Here is a 16,243-nt window from a genome sequence, read left to right on the forward strand (position 1 = left end):
AGGGTGGGCAAGTCATGAACGTCATTCAGTAATGACATTGAGTTAAAGGGAAAGATGGTACAAATGTTTCACAACATTTACAAAGTGTATAAAAAATAAACAAAAACAAACTTAGGGGCGCATATTAAGCGGCAAAACCAAGAATGTCAAATTTTGCACAATAAAAAATTGAGAGTTACATCACAAACCTATGATTTGGAAAAGAATAAAATTTATACACTTAATCGTGGCGAAATAAGGCATACAATGCAAAAACTTGTAAATGGACTGTTGTATTAACGTATTTGGGCTTATGAAATCGAATTTAATTACGCGTACTGGGCATGACCTTTTGGTTGCTGAGCTAAAAAAGCTTTGGCATGACGAACGTCCTGAAATAACTAAAAAAGTAAACTGGGCGGCAAGCCTTGGGGATCGTTCGGAAAATGCTGACTATCAATACAATAAACAAATACTTAGGAAGATAGATCGTCGAGTTCGCTATTTAGGAAAACGTTTAGAAGAATTAAAAATTGTCGATTATGTGCCTGAGCAGGAGGGAAAGGTCTACTTTGGTGCTTGGGTGGAAATTGAAAATGATGCAGGGGAGCAAAAAAAATTGCGTCTCGTGGGTGTCGATGAAATCTACGATCATCATCCGCAACATATTTCGATTGAGTCACCTATGGCGCGTGCTTTACTGGGGAAACAAGTGGATGATGAGGTTGAAGTGCATACGCCGTTGGGAAAAAAACTGTGGTATATCAACTCAATTCGCTATGAAAAACCTGAAAATGCTTAAAATTACAGAGTGTTGATTTTATTTTGAGCGGTTGATGCATTATTTTGAATAAAAGATTTGCCAAGTTGAACTTTTATTTATATGATAGCCGCCATTGGAAGCGTGGCAGAGCGGTTTAATGCACCGGTCTTGAAAACCGACGAGGGTGTGAGTCCTCCGTGAGTTCGAATCTCACCGCTTCCGCCAAATTCAAGTTTCTGACACTGTTTAACACTATATAAGTTTATGATTTGTAAGGTTAAAGTTGGGAATGTACGATATAACAAGCCGTGACGCACTACGCCAATCGGTGGTTATAAAGTAGTAAAAAATGCAGTAAGATTATTTCTTACTGCATTTTTTTATGTCTGAACTATGGCAACTCGTGGAATCAATAAGCTTAGTGCTTTACAAGTTAAAAAAGCCAAACCTGATCCTGATAAGATGTATAAGCTGTCAGATGGTGGAAATCTTTATCTGCGTATAGATCAGGGCGGTAGCAAATATTGGATATTCAATTACACACGCCCATTCTTAGGCAAGCGTAACGATTTATCTTTAGGCACTTACCCAGAAGTTTCGTTAGACGATGCTCGTACGATTCGTGATGAATATAAAAAACTTATCAAACAGGGCATAGACCCTGCAATGGAAAGGATTGAAACTAAGTCTCAGAAACAGAAAGAAGCAGAAAACACCTTTCGTATTGTTGCTGAAGCATGGTTATATAAACGGGAGTTGGAACAAAAGCAGGATGAAGAAACTGTTCGTCGTTTAAAGCATGATGCTTATCCTTATATTGGTGATTTAACTTTTCCACAACTCACATTAGAGATACTAGAAGCTAAGGTCTTTAAGCGCATCATTGAACGTGGTGCATTGTCAGTAGCCAAGCGTCTTAAATCAGACCTGAACCAAATCTTTAAGTCAGCGCGTAAGAAAAAGCTGATTCAGTATAATCCTATTGAGGATATAGAATTACCAAAGCCACAGGGCGGAAACTTTGCAGCTGTAACAGAAGAACAGGATTTAGCTCCGATGCTGAATAAAATTTGGAACTACTCCAAACTTTATACACGTTGTTTATTGACCACGCAGGTAGCATTGAAAATCTCTGTGCTGACATTTCAGCGACCTGGGGAGATACGCAAGCTGAAAAAGGAGTATTTTTATCGTGAGGAGCGCTGCTTTAAATTTACAGCCAGTAAAACCAAGCAGCTTCATATTGTACCCTTGTCAGATCAGGCTTTTGGTCTAATTGAGTCAATCATTGATCTACATCCATACTGCGAATATATCTTTGTTGGTCGAGATGGCAAAAACATTATTTCTGATAATACCATCAATTCAGCTTTAAAGCGTCTAGGTTACGGTGGTGAACAGACAGCACATGGCTTCAGGGCAACTGCACGTACTATGCTGGATGAAATTCTAGAGCAGCGTGTGGACTTTATTGAGCATCAACTGGCACATAAGGTAAAAGACAACAATGGTACAGCTTATAACCGAACCAAGTTTCTGAATAATCGTCGTGAGATGATGCAGGAGTGGGCAGATTATTTGGGGTCTTTACTTGAATAAAGTGAATTGAAGCGAGAAGAATGTTGATCTTGTAATTAAATTGCTAGTCAAAATATTACCGAGAAGTCTAAGAGAAGCCAATTTGTAATAAATTGGCTCTGTGTACTTTAAATAAATGAGATATTTATGTATAAGTAATTAATTTTATATAATGACCATTGTCTTAAATGGCAGTTGTAATGAGTGCTGAGTGAGTAATTTTTTAAGCTATCTCTTCACAAGAGGATAAAAGACGTTTTGCATATGCGTATGCCCTAACTTTTACCCATGTTTCATTTATCATGAAACACCAAATTAATAAAAAAATAACGTGTAGGATGATTAGAACATAGTATTCAGATGGTAATAAGATTAGAGAGTTTATATCCACATATTTATCTTTAAATTTAACATAGATTATTGAAAGACTTATTAGTAATGAGGCTAAAATAATTATTATAGCTGTGGTTTTAAAAGCTAATAGATTTCTGCTAAATCCATAATTCATGTTTTCTTTAAGAATTAAAGGATATTTTTTACTATCTCTTGTTTTTTCTTTTAGGTAGTTAATTGCTGAAATATAGTATTGATCAGCATTGGCAGGATTAGACCTTTCAGCTCTTTCAGTGACATTTTTAAAGTTTGATACTAATGAAACTAGCTTTTCTCTATATCTTTGTTTTGTATATTTGTCAAGTTCATTGTTTGAGTGGCGTAAAATAAGAGTTGTAGGAGCGCCACCCCATTTAGTAAATAACGTTTGTTGAATTACATTTCCTTTTGATGACATTTGATTGGAAAAAAAATTAACTACTCCACAAGTCAATAAGATTGTTAACAGAGAGCCTAATAGTGTTCTAAGTGGTTCAAACAGTATATATGCCGTTAATATTATTGGTAAAACAATAAAGAGTGCAGGTCTTACTCGTGCAGAAAGTGAGTATTGATCAAAATAGTCTGATAGTTTCACTATATTTTCTCATTCTATAAAGTATATATGGTTTCGGTTGGATGCAGGTTTTCAAGTATTTGGTGCTTAGATATTCCTACATGAACTCTAAAGACTTACCCTCACTCTCCAAGGTTATCAGTAGAAATTATAGCTAACTTCAGGGATGGGGAAATTTAAAAAAAGCCCAATAACGCACAACTTGCTAACTAAAATAAATCATTAAATTTTAATTGAAATATCAAAAATAGCTACCACTTATTATACAAGAATGATTATGGGGTTTTAAGATGATTACAAGTTATGAGATAGAGTTTTTGCCTGTTGGGAGTGGGGAAAAAAGTGGAGATTGCATTCTTTTTCATTACGTTGAAGATAATGTAGGAAAAATCATTGCCTACGATGGTGGCACTCAAACATCTGGCAAAGCTATGGTTGAACATATTAAAAAATACTATGGTATGGATAAGATTGACTATCTTATTAATTCACATCCGGATGGTGACCATGTTTCTGGATTAACTTATGTGTTGGAAAATATGCAAGTTGGTGAAGTTTGGATTCATCAACCGTGGAAATATAGTGCAGAGATTCTAGATCTATTTCATGATGGACGTATGACTGCAAATAGTCTTAGTGAACGTATGAAAACTAAATTGAGACTGGCTCATCGTGTGTATGAACTAGCTATAGAACAATCTATTCCAGTGTATGAACCCTATGCAGGCGCAAAAATTGGACCATTTACAGTTCTGTCTCCTGATGAGGATTGGTATAAAAATACACTAGTACCAGACTTTTCAAAAACTCCACCAAAAGCAAAAATGGTTTTTGAAAATATTATGGATGGCATGGAAAATTTTGTTGAAACAGTTGCTAAGCTACTAGAGGAATCTTGGGGTGATGAGAATCTTCCTAATAACGTTCAAACTTCAGCAGAAAATAATAGTAGTGTAGTGCTATATGCCAATTTATTAGGACGCGGATTCGTACTTACTGGTGATAGTGGTGTCGAAGCTATTGATAGGGCTTGTATTTTTGCTGAACGAAACAATTTAAGACTGAAAGAAGATTTAAAGTTTGTTCAAGTACCACATCACGGTAGTCGGAGAAATGTATCTACTACTGTACTAAACCGTTTATTAGGTGAGCCGATCAATTTTGATGCGCATAATCTTACTTTAAATAAGACGGCATTTGTTTCAGCATCCCAATCCTCTAAAAAGCACCCTAGAGACCGTGTTGTGAATGCTTTTATGCGTAGGGGATTTAAAGTTGTTGCAACTAAAGGAAGTACAAAACGACATTATAATGGAATGCCTGAACGAGCTGGCTGGGGTTCAGTAACCCCATTAGAGTTTTCATATGAAGTAGATGATACTGATAATTAACTTTTTCTAAAATTAGCTACAATACTGCTTAATTATTTTTCTGCTTGAGCTAGGTATTAATTTGACTTTCAGTCCAAGTAGGCTTATTGCAGTTAAGTGGGCTATATAGTAAATGATTTATGTAAAGAAGCCCCAATGCTAAGTTAGGGCTTCTCTTTTATTCGTAGTGATAACGACAAGAAATGATAGTTATCGCTACATCACTTACTTCATAGACTAATCTATTTTTTTCATCTATTCGTCTGCTCCAAAACCCCGCTAAATCACCGAGTAATGGTTCAGGCTTGCCAATACCTTCAAAGGGAGTACGAAGACACTCTTTGATTAGTGTATTGATACGCTTAAGAGTTTTTTTGTCTTGGCTTTGCCAGTACACATAATCCTCCCAAGCTGTTGGAGTAAAACTAGTCTTCCGTTTCATCTAAAAGTTCTCTTTCGATTGCTTTAGATGCCCGTAATTCTGCAATTGATTTCGCTAGGTGTGCTGCGTTACTTGGAGAAGACATGAGGTACAATGTTTCCATTATACTGTTGTAATAGTCTTGGCCCATTACAACTGCATGTTGACCTTCTTTCCTCGTAATTACTGCAACATCTGAATCATCAATAACACGGTCTAAAACCGTTTTCAGATTATTGCGAGCATCGGTATAAGTGAAAATTTGCATAGTCTTAATTTTCCTATTACTCAAGCATTACAAGTCATTAATTACGATATTCATTCGCCACTATATTTTGACATTTCATTTAACACTATTTTTGGTCACTTCTTTAGATACATTGATCATTACATTTGGACACTATGGCTGGCTGTATTTTCGTCATTCAATTTTGGGCATTAAATTTAGATACTTAGATAGACACTAGTTAGCTTATTACTCTTACAATTGCGACTAAGCATACTAACTATAAGTCTCTTTAATTTAAGTGTCAATATTCTGTACAGACAATATTTTGTACATAATGTGAAAGTATAAGAAAAACAGCCTGTCATCGACAGGCTGTTTCCTTTTATGCCGCTTGAAGTACTTTCTGCTCAAGCCAAGCATTGATTTGGCTTTCAGTCCATGTTGGCATACTTGTGGTCAAGTATGTCGGTTCAGGAAAATCACCACGACGAATCATCTTCCAAAAAGTAGATTCTGCGATATTCAACAAACCTTTGCTGGCAGGCTTGTGTGAAACTCTCCGTCTACGACCACTACGATCCACATAGTCCTTTGCTGGGCGTTCAGGGTAGTTCACTAAATCTTTTACACGATAGCGTAACTCTAACATTTTACTGGTTTCCATTAAGCCAAATTCTACTCAATCATCAATTCAATTTCATCAGACTTTTCGTGTGATGCCGACTTAATGACTGTCCATGACCTGATGGTAGTGACTCAGTGAGTTTTTTTTTAGCATACTACAAAGATAATAAAATATTATACTAGAATATGTGTTAAATTTATAATTATTATAATATTTTTATTTTGAGCATGATGAAAGTTACTAATGAAGACATCAATATTCTAGAGGTGGAAATGCTTAATTGTTACCTTTACCATGCAGGTGGTGTAAGGGCTTTGAAAGAGCAGAGGGAATTTGCCTCTGACGAAATTGAGTTTATAAAAAAATGTATGGCTGATGAGATTGCACTCAAAGGAGAAGCTCAACTTTCACAGTTTTATGGGCTGAATCAGTTATTAGATCGTATTGCTCAATTAAAAGAAGAATTATTGGGGGCTAATGATAAGCAAAAAAATAAACATAGTGTTGCTGGCTATAAACCAATACTTTATGCATACCTAGCACTTGATTTTGATCAGCATGTTTTTCAGCATCCTAAGTTACAACGCCGAATCAATGGTATAAAGAATGTGAAAAAGCGCTATGAAGGTAATCTCTATGAAAAGCGAGAGATCATTTATAGGGTATTACGAGAAACTGCAAAAATAAAAGGACGCTGGAAATCTGTTACGGCTGCAATTAATGATGTTTATCCGACACTGGAAAAAGAGCTTAAAGCTTTTGATCAAAATTGGATTAAAAATCGTATAGCAGAAAATACCGGCAAAATTGCAGAATTACAGGATGCTTTAGAAAATAATAAAAAACGATATGAGGGATCTTGTGATATCAAAATTCAGGATCGAACCTATATTAGCTACATTAAAAGTCTGGAAGAAGAAAACAGAGAATTTATACGAGCTTTAAACGCCCATAATGTTGCAGATATTTTGAAGAAAAAAATGGCTTTTAACTCGAATGATCAAGAACAGACACTTCTTAATCATGTACGGAACTGCCCAGAGCTGCTTGCAGAGATTATTGAAAAAGATTCCAAATAGGGAGGAGTGTTGGTAATGGGGTGGTGACGAATAAACGTTTAGGCCAATCGATGGTGCTGATTTAGTAGATGAATTACGATGGATATTACAGAATTTAAGTTACCCTTAGCAGCCGATAGAGACTAGGAATTTACTTATTCAACACTTACATTAGTTAAGCAGTTCAATGTAAGCGAGGTCATATTTAAATAAATGGTGGGTGATGATTCCTATAGATTGGTTCCCATGATTCTTAATCCTGTTTTTACTGCTAATACTCTTTATGTTTTTTTAGGTGAGGGTGGGCGGCGTTCTATGATCAGACCTCTTCTTAATTTTTCTGGGTCTACTTTGGTTGTGGCTTTTGTGCGTGTATATAGAGTTCGTTGACCTGTTTGGCCTTGGGTAGGTGATTGCATGCCAAGAGCATCGTCTTTTTGTTCAATAGCTTCTTTTTTTTGTTCTGTAGATGCAGTCTTTCCACGTTCTGTCTCGGATAAGGTCATTTCATTTTGACGGGGGGCTGTAGGGAGGACGTGGAGACTAATCTCATTTGTAGATTGTATTTCTTCATTGATGCTTTGACACGATTCTGTCGGGGTATGATTTTCGCTCTCGGGCGGCATTCCGTTTAGACAATTTTTATCAATATTGTCTAAATCATTTTCTAGTTCTACTTGTGAATTATTCTCATCTATAAATGGGGTGAGAGATGGTTTCAGGCGTAAACTCTGCCGATAGCTTGCAAGTTCTGCCAAATAGGTTTTTTCACGCTCATAAGCTAAATCTAGCTGTTTCTGTAAGGTGATATTTTGCAAATGCATCATGTTTAATATATGTCTAAAATTTTCTTGATTGTTTATCTTCGTTTTCTTAATTACTAATGAAGTGATAACTTGTAGCGCATCTTCATAATTTATTTTACCATTTAAAATCATTAATTTACCTTTTTTATTGAGATAGTAGATTTTTGATCTAGAGAGACCTGTCAGTTCGCTCAGTTCAATAACAGTCACTTCTTTCATGATTAAATTATGTCTAAAATAAGTATAATTAGACATAATTTTATAAAAAAATTGACCGATTTGCCATAATTAAATTAACTCTTTAAGTGAATTAGAGATTTAAAAAGATGTAGTTATATTACTCACAGTGCATAATGTTTTTATTCATTGTTAATGATGGTAAAATTTGATGTGAATAATAGTGAAAATAACTGTGATTAATGGGATGGAATTTATTGTTTAGTTCGACTCGATCCAGCTAATATAAAGGATATTTACTGGTTTTGGGTATGTTAATGGATAATTATAAGCTAATAATTAAAGATAAAGATCTATTTGATTTATTTTTTAATCAAGTTCCTTATATCTGGCAAGCCTTAGATCGCTCCGTGAAGGAAGATCAGGAGTACCAACCTGCTTGTTTATATAAAGAATCTGTTCAGGTTATTCGGGCAATCGATAAGTTTGTAGATGATTTGAAGTCTGGAAGTTTACCTCGGGCGACTCAGTTGAGAATTAGTGTGACTGGGCATGCTGAATTTGACCCTTCATTCCTTGTTTATTTTAAAGCCCTTCAATTTGAGCGCAAAATGTTCGATATGACTTATCTTGGGCTTGGGTTAAATTGGGTTTATTATCAAAAGTTTTTAGAAGAAGATGCAGTTAAGCTACCAAATAATACTGCTTGTATTGAACAGGTTCTGTCGGGTTCTGGTGGTTTGCAGGAACGAAAGCAACAATGGTCACCTTCAAAATTCCATTATCAAAAAGCATGGAGATTGATGAATTTTTTTTCTGAGTTGCAGAAAAATCCATTATATATCGAAGAAACTAATAAGCAGACTCAGCAGGTTGTAGACGAGATCAATCATGCTTTCGCACATTTTGATACGCTTTTATCAATACATCAGGAAGTGTATATCTTGGTGATTGATGTTCGTTTCTTGCGTATAGTGAGTCAAACTGAGAATGAACCGTTAGTGCAATTGATTGAAAAAGTACTTAGAGATCGGGCTGAGATACAGAATACAATTTTTAAGATGATCCCTGGTTGGCTGCGAGCATATACCAAGCTTGGACATGATTATCAAAATGGTTTAAAGCTTTCATGTGTTTTTATACTAAGAAGTTATAGCATTGATCAGGAAGAAGTGATTGTTACTCGTCTACAAGCATTATTGAGGAATAATTTTAGTCACTATACTGCGATTGATGTCGTTAATGGAAATGAGTTTGTACGAACACATGGTAAGAAACATGCTGTTGGTTCTGTCGGAATAAATACGCCTGTTCGGATTGAACAATTTAAGTATTGGGTACTCAGCTATTTTTTTAAAATGGATTCAATAGCAAAGCTTATACATCCTGAAAAATCTCTTGAGGTGAATAAGGTTTATATGCATCCGAGTGGGCAACAGCCAAAGATAAAGAAGCAGGCTGTGTCATCCAAGATAAGCCCTCCACCTAAAAATTTTGCACAGGTATTGCAGGAATGCAAAGTACTCAAAGGTATCTGGGATGTTAAACATCTTGCGAAGCGCGTAGCTGATCGTCTGCTCGTTAGCCAGATTTACTACAAAGAATTTTGTGCTGAACAAGGTATTTCAAAACAGTATGGTGAGTGGTTGTTCCAAATTGAAGTATTTATTGAGACTTTGTTAAATAATCAACAACCCGTCTTTAATGAGGTGAGATCAGCGCATCAGACCTACTTTTTGAATGCTAAAGATATGCAAGAATCCGCTACACAGCTTGGTCAGCAGTATTTATCGCTTGTGAAGCAGGTTGCAAGTGATTTTAATTTTTTTAGGCAGATTGATCATTTAATTCAAAATTACGGTTTACGTACATGGTGGTTTGGGCATGAAGACAATTTGAACTTGTGGATTGGTTTTCAGCAGATTTTTACAGGATTTATATTCAATCAGCCTGTCGACTCTGTTGTGTTAGGCCAGTTAAATACAAACCTCCAAGCTGTAAGGAATTATTTTCTTGAACAACAAAGACTAGAAGTAAATAAACGTGAACTTCTGGAAAAGCATTATGCTCAAGGTGTACGGAGGTATACAGATACACGAGAATACTTGAATAGCGTATTAGAGCACAATTGTTGGGCTTATCGTATTACTGTCAATGCGAATTCATCAAAGGGGTGTTTGAAACAGTCTGAGCTATCAAAATTATTTACTGAATTCATGCGCTTAGCAAAGCGAGCGAAACCTTGTTATTGGTTGCGTGGCTACGTAGGTATTTGGCAAGAGAAGAACTGGCCGATCGCTTCAGAATTTACAATAGATGTCGTATTGTTTTTTAATGATCGTTGTCAGGCGCAATTACAAACTCTAGTCTATGATCTAGATCAGCGCTGGAACAACTTTCTTGATACTAAAGCTGCTCAGACTTTAAAGCTGCAAGATGCAGAAGATATAAAGTACTATGGCTCCATTAAACCGAAAATATTAATGTGTTCGGTTGATGGATTGAATACAGAAGATAAGACTCAGAGTACGTATCATGTCTGTCTTGAAGCACATGATCGTAAAATGAAAAAAAGAGTCATTGAGCATGTCATACCCTATTTCGCTTATCGGGATGTATTCCACGCTCGGTTTAGTCAGACAGTTCCTAAAGCTTTTATTAAAGGTGTGATACTTAAAAAATAGTTGGCCTTAGCGTTGAGCAAGTTTAGTTTCATCCACTCATTAATTTCAAAGGCGGACCTGCCAACAGGATTTGTGGTTAAGTGAACCTGTTTGTGGAAGGGGGATCATGGTAATCGGATTTATAGTCTAACAAGCTGTAGAACGTGACACGACTTAGGTTTGCAATAAAAACTAATTTCTGCCTTAACTCTCGTAAATGAGATTTTTTCTAAAAATACAGGATTTGTAGGGTGGGGGAAATTGGATAGACCTATGAATCGATTGATTTTGCAACTACTGAGTCTTGTGATAAGTCGGTAAATAATATTATTAATTAAATACTTAATATTAATTAATATTCAATATTCAATCATAAATACTTCACTAAGATACTCATAGTGAAATAATCAATTGATATTAGAGACTTAATAGTGATGTCTACTGAATCTTGATATAGTCAATCAATGTGCTACAATCCCTAAATGCAACTTATAGCTATCAGTCCTGAGATCGATCTGAATCTTGGTGTAGGATTCGCCATATAGGTATCTTCATACATAAAAAAATAATGTTGTCTCCTTAGTTATGTACCAAACATAACGAAGGAGCATCTCAATGCAATATGACTTATCTCATCAAGCTGGCGTCATGACAGCCGTACATGGCTTTGTTGACTGGGTGCTGAATCTGGAGCTAAATCAATCTTCCTTTATCACGCATCTTTGCTCACTGATTCCTGCATTTCAGATCTTTGATCAAGACGGCATTGAGTACAGTGCATCCATTCAGGCTTTTAAAGATATGACTCAAGCCATTGAAGCACTAAGAGGGACTCTATGTCTAGAGGATTACTTGCTACGGCTATCTTCTGTTGAGGTAGTAAAGTTAATGCGAAGTTTGAGAGATTACCGTAGTCTGATTCTAGATGAGATTCGCTTATTCAGGCAGCAGGAATCAGATAATCAAATCAGCTTTTTGACTTATGTTCAGCAAATGATTCAAGATCATTATCAAGTTCTGATTGTCCGTGTGGATTTAGGTTATTTAAAGAAATTTATGTCGAATGTCACAGTTCATGACTTCTATCTCCATATTCAGTTTCTATGCAAGTACCTAAAAGATAAGAATGGCTGTTTTAAGCATATATTGGGTTATGGTTTAGCTTTAGAGCAAGGGTGTTATACAAAGGGCTATCATGCGCATCTGATGTTGGTCTACAACGGTTCAGAACGTTGTCAGGATTGGTTTCTAGGGGATCAGGTCTTACAAAAGTGGCAGACTATTACCCATGGTTGGGGTTATGGGAGGAATGGTAATACTAAAGAAAACAAGGAGCAGTTTGCCAATAAAGGCTTACTGGGTATTGGTTTGATTCACCGTAAGCATCCAAAAGAGCTTCAAAATGCTTTGAATGTTGCCAGATACTTAACCAACCCAGAAAAGTATCTACAACAGATGTTAGTTAAACCGATTAATAAAAGAACATTCTTTAAAGGCATTTACCGAGTGCATGGGCGTAACTATCAACTCATATCCGATTAAGTGCCTGTAAAAAAATATGGATGGAGCAGTTCTATGAAATCCACAACCTTGTAGAACGACTTCCATGGATATTACACACATTGAACACCAAACAGCACCACGCCTAGAGAAAGATGTGCATGACTTTTTTACTCAGGCACGCTATGGGGCTTCAGGTCCCAAGAAAAGCGATGTTGAAAATGAAAAGAATCTGAAACAGGAATGGTCACAGGTTTTTTTAGATTATTTTGGCGATTGGAATTTTTTGATGTATTCGCATCGAGATGCTGAGCTTGGCTTTTGGATTACTCTATTTCGAAATGCTTATTATTGTGTGTTATCAGAAGTAAATCCGTATGCGCGTTACTTTGTACCAGATACGACGTATACTAAGAAATGGATGATTGAGCAGATTCTTGAAAAACTCAAGACACTATTTTGGACGACGGGCTTTATTGAGTTTTTACATCAGTGCAATGAGCAATATGAGAAGCATATCAATCAAATTCGAGATTCTTATATTGGGGTGAGCAAGACAAGTGTAGATGCACCAGATATTAAGTTTTATCTGAGCTTTCCTTCAGGGACAGAGCAACTGCAATCGATTGATTGGGTGATTAAATCCTTTCGAAAATTTGAAAAAAACTTGAAATGCCAACCTTGGTTTAGAGGCCAAGTCATATTTACTTACTATCACTTAATTCGTGATGGCTACAGAAACTGTTATGTGATTCGTTTTTATTTAACCTTTCAAAAAGTTTTTTATTCTATCGATACGAATTATTCAGCTTTGATACTGCGATTATGGCAGGAAGCAACTGATGGATTAGGAACATTGTTGATTGTAGATGAGGAGCGATCTAAGCAGCCATTAGGTAATCCTTTTGGTTTGGGTCGTGATGACGTTCTGGCATTTCCTGAGCCACAGGACCCATTAGATGATTTAGATAATGTGCCTGAAGTTGCTTCTAGTGTATCTGAAAAGATGAATAAGATTTGTATCCTAACACGTGGGTTTAAAGCCTTTCATGGCAAAAAATGGTGATTGAATCAAATCAAATGTAAAACAATTGACCTCTGTATCTATTTGATTAGATACAGAGGAGTTTGAGGGCATATATTTTTTTACGGTGATGGACATGATATGTGCAGAAAGCACGCCTTCATACCACATCTGAGTACATCAGATGAACGCGTTAAATTCACAAACATTTCAGATCAATCAAATTTTAAACATCAGGCAACTAGTTGAAATCACAGGGCTGAGTCGTGCCATAATTTATTCACTTCTAGACCCCAAATCAAAATATTACGAAGCCAGTTTTCCGCAGCAGATTAATTTAACGAGCAATCGAGTTGGTTGGGTTGCGCATGAAGTGAATACGTGGATTGATAAAAAGATCAGTGAACGTGGAATCAGTACTAATTGAATAAAAGCTATGAATTAAGATTGTTGCCCCATCAGTTGTAATACAAGCGCGTAAGCAAAATAAGGAAAAATTTATTCAGCAATGAAGAATGCTTGAGGTGGGGTAAAATCTAAGATTTGTTTACAGAAACGGGGCTGTTCATCTTTTTATTGATCACGAAAGGTGAATTCGTTATATGGATGAGAATATTCTTGCCTATACTTTGGACCACGAATACATTTGGGTCGCAACATTTATCTCCGTCAAGTTTACTACTGGTAAATTATATATCAGAATAGAACACTATGATTTTGGGTATATTAAGTTTATTTGTTATTCAAAATGACAAATATAATCTACGACTTCACTTGTATGAATCTTAAATTGGCTATGGGCTGGGATTTGAAACGACTCACCAGATTTAAAGATTTTTATGTCAGGCACATGACCAATTTGCACACTACATTCCCCAGAGATAATTTCCATACGTTCGGCTAGATGAGTCTTAAAAGTTAGTGGTTCCTCAGATGGAAGAATTACACCTAAAGTTTTTTTAGTTCCGTCTTTTAATACAATAGCATGGCTGATCGATGCGCCATTAAAATGAACATTGGCTTTCTTTTTTATTGAAATAAAATCAAATTGCTCTGACATAGGCTGGTTCCTAATATTTAATGTATTGAGACTATATTAATAAATTATACTAAAAATTCTCAAGGATTTAATGATTGATAAATTCTGACTAGATCATGGTTGATTCACTTACATTATGGCGTGTCGAATAAGCTATAAACAGCTAAACGTATTGACACCCTTTACTTCGCTGATTATCCTTTGCTTGCTGACCTACATTGTCAGTCGGTTTTGACGGACCGTTTTGTAAGACGACATCAGAGTTTTCCCTTCTGAGGGCTGACTTTGTGTGTACTTCTCGTCCTTCTCTCGTTGCGGTAGGGCGAGAGAGGGACACCTTCGGGTGTGCTGGAGTCTTACCCAGTCCGTCAACCCTTTCTCGTTCTGCCACCATAATCTTTGTATTTTGGGCAGAACTCCAAGTTGATAACGGAGTCGACCATGTGCACTACATTCTTAAATTATCATTCTATTTTTACCTCAGTGCTGTGTACGGCTTTGTCATCACTAAACCAATAACAGCATACATAAAACAATAATTTTATCTGGGGTAAACAAATGAAGGATGTCCATCCTCTGTTTGTCTGTGTGCTCGGATCATTTTTACTGATCGGCTGTGGAAATAAAAATTCTTCCACTGAAGTTTTAAGCCCTGACGAAAATGTAGCACTCAGCCAACGACTTGAACCAACACATCGACCTGTTCTGGTCGAAGCTAAAGCATTACAACCTTTCTTAAATCAACAACAACTGCCCGAAGCAGATGTCTCAGGCTTCCGTGACTATCTGCATGCCCAATCAGGCAATCGATCTGCATTGCTACAATTCCGAGAAAAACTGCAACTCAAGCCGAATCAAATTTTGGTCTTAGGGATAGAAAAACCAAGTCAGCAATCCTTACTGGAATTTCCAAAGAATGACCTATTTGCCAGTGCTAATGATCTGGTGATTAACCATGCACGAATGCTGAAGACCCCAGTTACAGGAGAGAGCAAAGGCGAATTTGAAACTACGGAGCAATACCAGCAACGGATTCAGGCAGAACAAGCCACTTTAAAAAAAGCCACAGCCAATCTCAATGTTGACCTTGGACGATTGGAGGATGCCTTAAATTATTTGGCTTACCCAATTGCGATCAATGTACTTAGTCCATCTAGTGAAGACTCAGCTCAGTATGATGCGGATCGGCAAGTCATGCATATACAGGCATCGAGCACCAATGCTGCGGGCTACTACGATTCGACTGTATCCAAGCTCAATCTAGTATTTAGTGCATCACCCAAAAATGCTGAAATTATCCTAGGCAATCTACGTGATGAACGAGATAAGCGAAACTATCTCGGTTTTATTTTGAGTATGCAGCAAGGGCAATTGGTTTTAGAACAAGCCATCCTCTATCAGCACAACAACAATGATCGCTATCTACGCCTTGCAACGATTAATCCGTCACAACTGTATTTGACCACCCGACCATTGAATGCAGATGAGTCCAACAAGAATCTCAATTCAGAACAACCATACTCACTCAAACAAAAGTTGTCCTTCCAGTTTGGGCTTAAGCATTACCGTAATCCTGAACAGCAGCAAGCTGAACCTGAATTAGAAGTCAGACCACCAACTGAGGAAGAAATCACCCAGCTTAACCTCAATGCAGGGTCAAGTGATATCGAGGGGACACTGTAAATGTTAGAGATCTTTAAAAATAAATCCGTTCGAAATATCCAACTCCTGTGTGGTCTGTTGTTACTCGGTAGCTTGTATGGATGTGGCAGTAAGGACATGCCAACGGAACTTCCCAAAGCAGATGCTGTACTTCAGTTATTACATGCTCAAGATGCTTCAGTGATCCAGATCAAGTTACAGCAATGTCAAGTCGGCAATTTATTTGCAGGTCAAGAAGGCACCAGTGCCAAGTACGACATCTATCGCTGTCAGATCACGGTTGAACGCTTTGATGATGAATATAAGCAATCCTTCCTCAAAAATCAGGTCATTGATTTACGTCCTTATGATTCAGAGACAGGCTGGCAATTGGTTGCATCGAACTAAGCACGATCACAAA

16 protein-coding genes and 1 tRNA gene are annotated in these 16,243 nt (G+C 36.7%); 11 read left to right on the plus strand and 6 right to left on the minus strand.

Annotated elements, in window-relative coordinates; all coding sequences use genetic code 11:
* Positions 1–292 precede the first annotated feature (292 nt).
* The 3 genes from greB (at position 293) to F902_RS06200 (ending at position 2,341) form a co-directional block, all read left to right on the plus strand.
* Positions 293–781 (plus strand): transcription elongation factor GreB, encoded by a 489-nt coding sequence (gene greB / locus F902_RS06190; RefSeq protein WP_005202026.1) that lies wholly within the window; start codon positions 293–295, stop codon positions 779–781.
* Between the two features lie 96 nt (positions 782–877).
* A tRNA-Ser gene (locus F902_RS06195) sits at positions 878–967 on the plus strand.
* Positions 968–1,135: 168 nt separating this feature from the next.
* A complete protein-coding gene (locus F902_RS06200; RefSeq protein ID WP_005150469.1) occupies positions 1,136–2,341 on the plus strand; it encodes a tyrosine-type recombinase/integrase in 1,206 nt (401 codons plus the stop codon).
* A 202-nt stretch (positions 2,342–2,543) separates the two neighbouring features.
* Here the strand turns inward: F902_RS06200 and F902_RS06205 are convergent, their stop codons facing one another.
* A complete protein-coding gene (locus F902_RS06205; protein ID WP_005150471.1) occupies positions 2,544–3,290 on the minus strand; it encodes a hypothetical protein in 747 nt (248 codons plus the stop codon).
* Between the two features lie 269 nt (positions 3,291–3,559).
* On the opposite strand from F902_RS06205, the gene F902_RS06210 reads away from it, so the two are divergent.
* Entirely contained in the window at positions 3,560–4,660 is a 1,101-nt protein-coding gene (locus F902_RS06210) for a ComEC/Rec2 family competence protein (protein WP_005150472.1), read from the plus strand.
* Between the two features lie 157 nt (positions 4,661–4,817).
* Here the strand turns inward: F902_RS06210 and F902_RS06215 are convergent, their stop codons facing one another.
* The 3 genes from F902_RS06215 to F902_RS06225 all read right to left on the minus strand — a co-directional run bounded on the left by F902_RS06215 (position 4,818) and on the right by F902_RS06225 (position 5,938).
* On the minus strand, positions 4,818–5,081 hold the full coding sequence (locus F902_RS06215) for a Txe/YoeB family addiction module toxin (protein ID WP_005150473.1): 264 nt from the start codon (positions 5,079–5,081) through the stop codon (positions 4,818–4,820).
* Entirely contained in the window at positions 5,065–5,328 is a 264-nt protein-coding gene (locus F902_RS06220) for a type II toxin-antitoxin system Phd/YefM family antitoxin (RefSeq protein WP_004671839.1), read from the minus strand. Before F902_RS06220 ends, F902_RS06215 begins: the two co-directional genes overlap by 17 nt.
* 343 nt (positions 5,329–5,671) lie before the next feature.
* Positions 5,672–5,938, minus strand: coding sequence for a helix-turn-helix transcriptional regulator (locus F902_RS06225; protein WP_005150474.1), 267 nt, complete (start codon positions 5,936–5,938; stop codon positions 5,672–5,674).
* Positions 5,939–6,141: 203 nt separating this feature from the next.
* On the opposite strand from F902_RS06225, the gene F902_RS06230 reads away from it, so the two are divergent.
* Positions 6,142–6,993: a hypothetical protein gene (locus F902_RS06230; protein ID WP_005150475.1), complete on the plus strand. Its 852-nt coding sequence runs from the start codon at positions 6,142–6,144 to the stop codon at positions 6,991–6,993.
* A 260-nt stretch (positions 6,994–7,253) separates the two neighbouring features.
* Here the strand turns inward: F902_RS06230 and F902_RS06235 are convergent, their stop codons facing one another.
* Positions 7,254–7,997 (minus strand): hypothetical protein, encoded by a 744-nt coding sequence (locus tag F902_RS06235; protein ID WP_228129549.1) that lies wholly within the window; start codon positions 7,995–7,997, stop codon positions 7,254–7,256.
* Positions 7,998–8,272: 275 nt separating this feature from the next.
* On the opposite strand from F902_RS06235, the gene F902_RS06240 reads away from it, so the two are divergent.
* The 4 genes from F902_RS06240 to F902_RS06255 all read left to right on the plus strand — a co-directional run bounded on the left by F902_RS06240 (position 8,273) and on the right by F902_RS06255 (position 13,569).
* A complete protein-coding gene (locus tag F902_RS06240) occupies positions 8,273–10,639 on the plus strand; it encodes a hypothetical protein (RefSeq protein ID WP_017402191.1) in 2,367 nt (788 codons plus the stop codon).
* 594 nt (positions 10,640–11,233) lie between these two features.
* Positions 11,234–12,160, plus strand: a complete 927-nt coding sequence (locus tag F902_RS06245) for an inovirus-type Gp2 protein (protein ID WP_005150481.1) — start codon at positions 11,234–11,236, stop codon at positions 12,158–12,160.
* 64 nt (positions 12,161–12,224) lie between these two features.
* Positions 12,225–13,184: a hypothetical protein gene (locus F902_RS06250; protein ID WP_005202028.1), complete on the plus strand. Its 960-nt coding sequence runs from the start codon at positions 12,225–12,227 to the stop codon at positions 13,182–13,184.
* Between the two features lie 142 nt (positions 13,185–13,326).
* A complete protein-coding gene (locus tag F902_RS06255; RefSeq protein WP_005146011.1) occupies positions 13,327–13,569 on the plus strand; it encodes an AlpA family phage regulatory protein in 243 nt (80 codons plus the stop codon).
* A 312-nt stretch (positions 13,570–13,881) separates the two neighbouring features.
* On the opposite strand, the gene F902_RS06260 is transcribed toward F902_RS06255, so the two are convergent.
* Entirely contained in the window at positions 13,882–14,202 is a 321-nt protein-coding gene (locus F902_RS06260; RefSeq protein WP_005146015.1) for a pyrimidine/purine nucleoside phosphorylase, read from the minus strand.
* Between the two features lie 537 nt (positions 14,203–14,739).
* Here F902_RS06260 and F902_RS06270 point away from each other — a divergent pair.
* Both F902_RS06270 and F902_RS06275 read left to right on the plus strand, forming a co-directional pair.
* Positions 14,740–15,864: a hypothetical protein gene (locus F902_RS06270; RefSeq protein ID WP_005150491.1), complete on the plus strand. Its 1,125-nt coding sequence runs from the start codon at positions 14,740–14,742 to the stop codon at positions 15,862–15,864.
* Positions 15,865–16,230, plus strand: a complete 366-nt coding sequence (locus F902_RS06275; RefSeq protein ID WP_005150493.1) for a hypothetical protein — start codon at positions 15,865–15,867, stop codon at positions 16,228–16,230. It abuts the gene before it with no gap.
* Positions 16,231–16,243: the final 13 nt, after the last annotated feature.

The sequence above is a fragment of the Acinetobacter higginsii genome (genome assembly GCF_000369525.1).
In the GTDB taxonomy this organism is placed as follows: domain Bacteria; phylum Pseudomonadota; class Gammaproteobacteria; order Pseudomonadales; family Moraxellaceae; genus Acinetobacter; species Acinetobacter higginsii.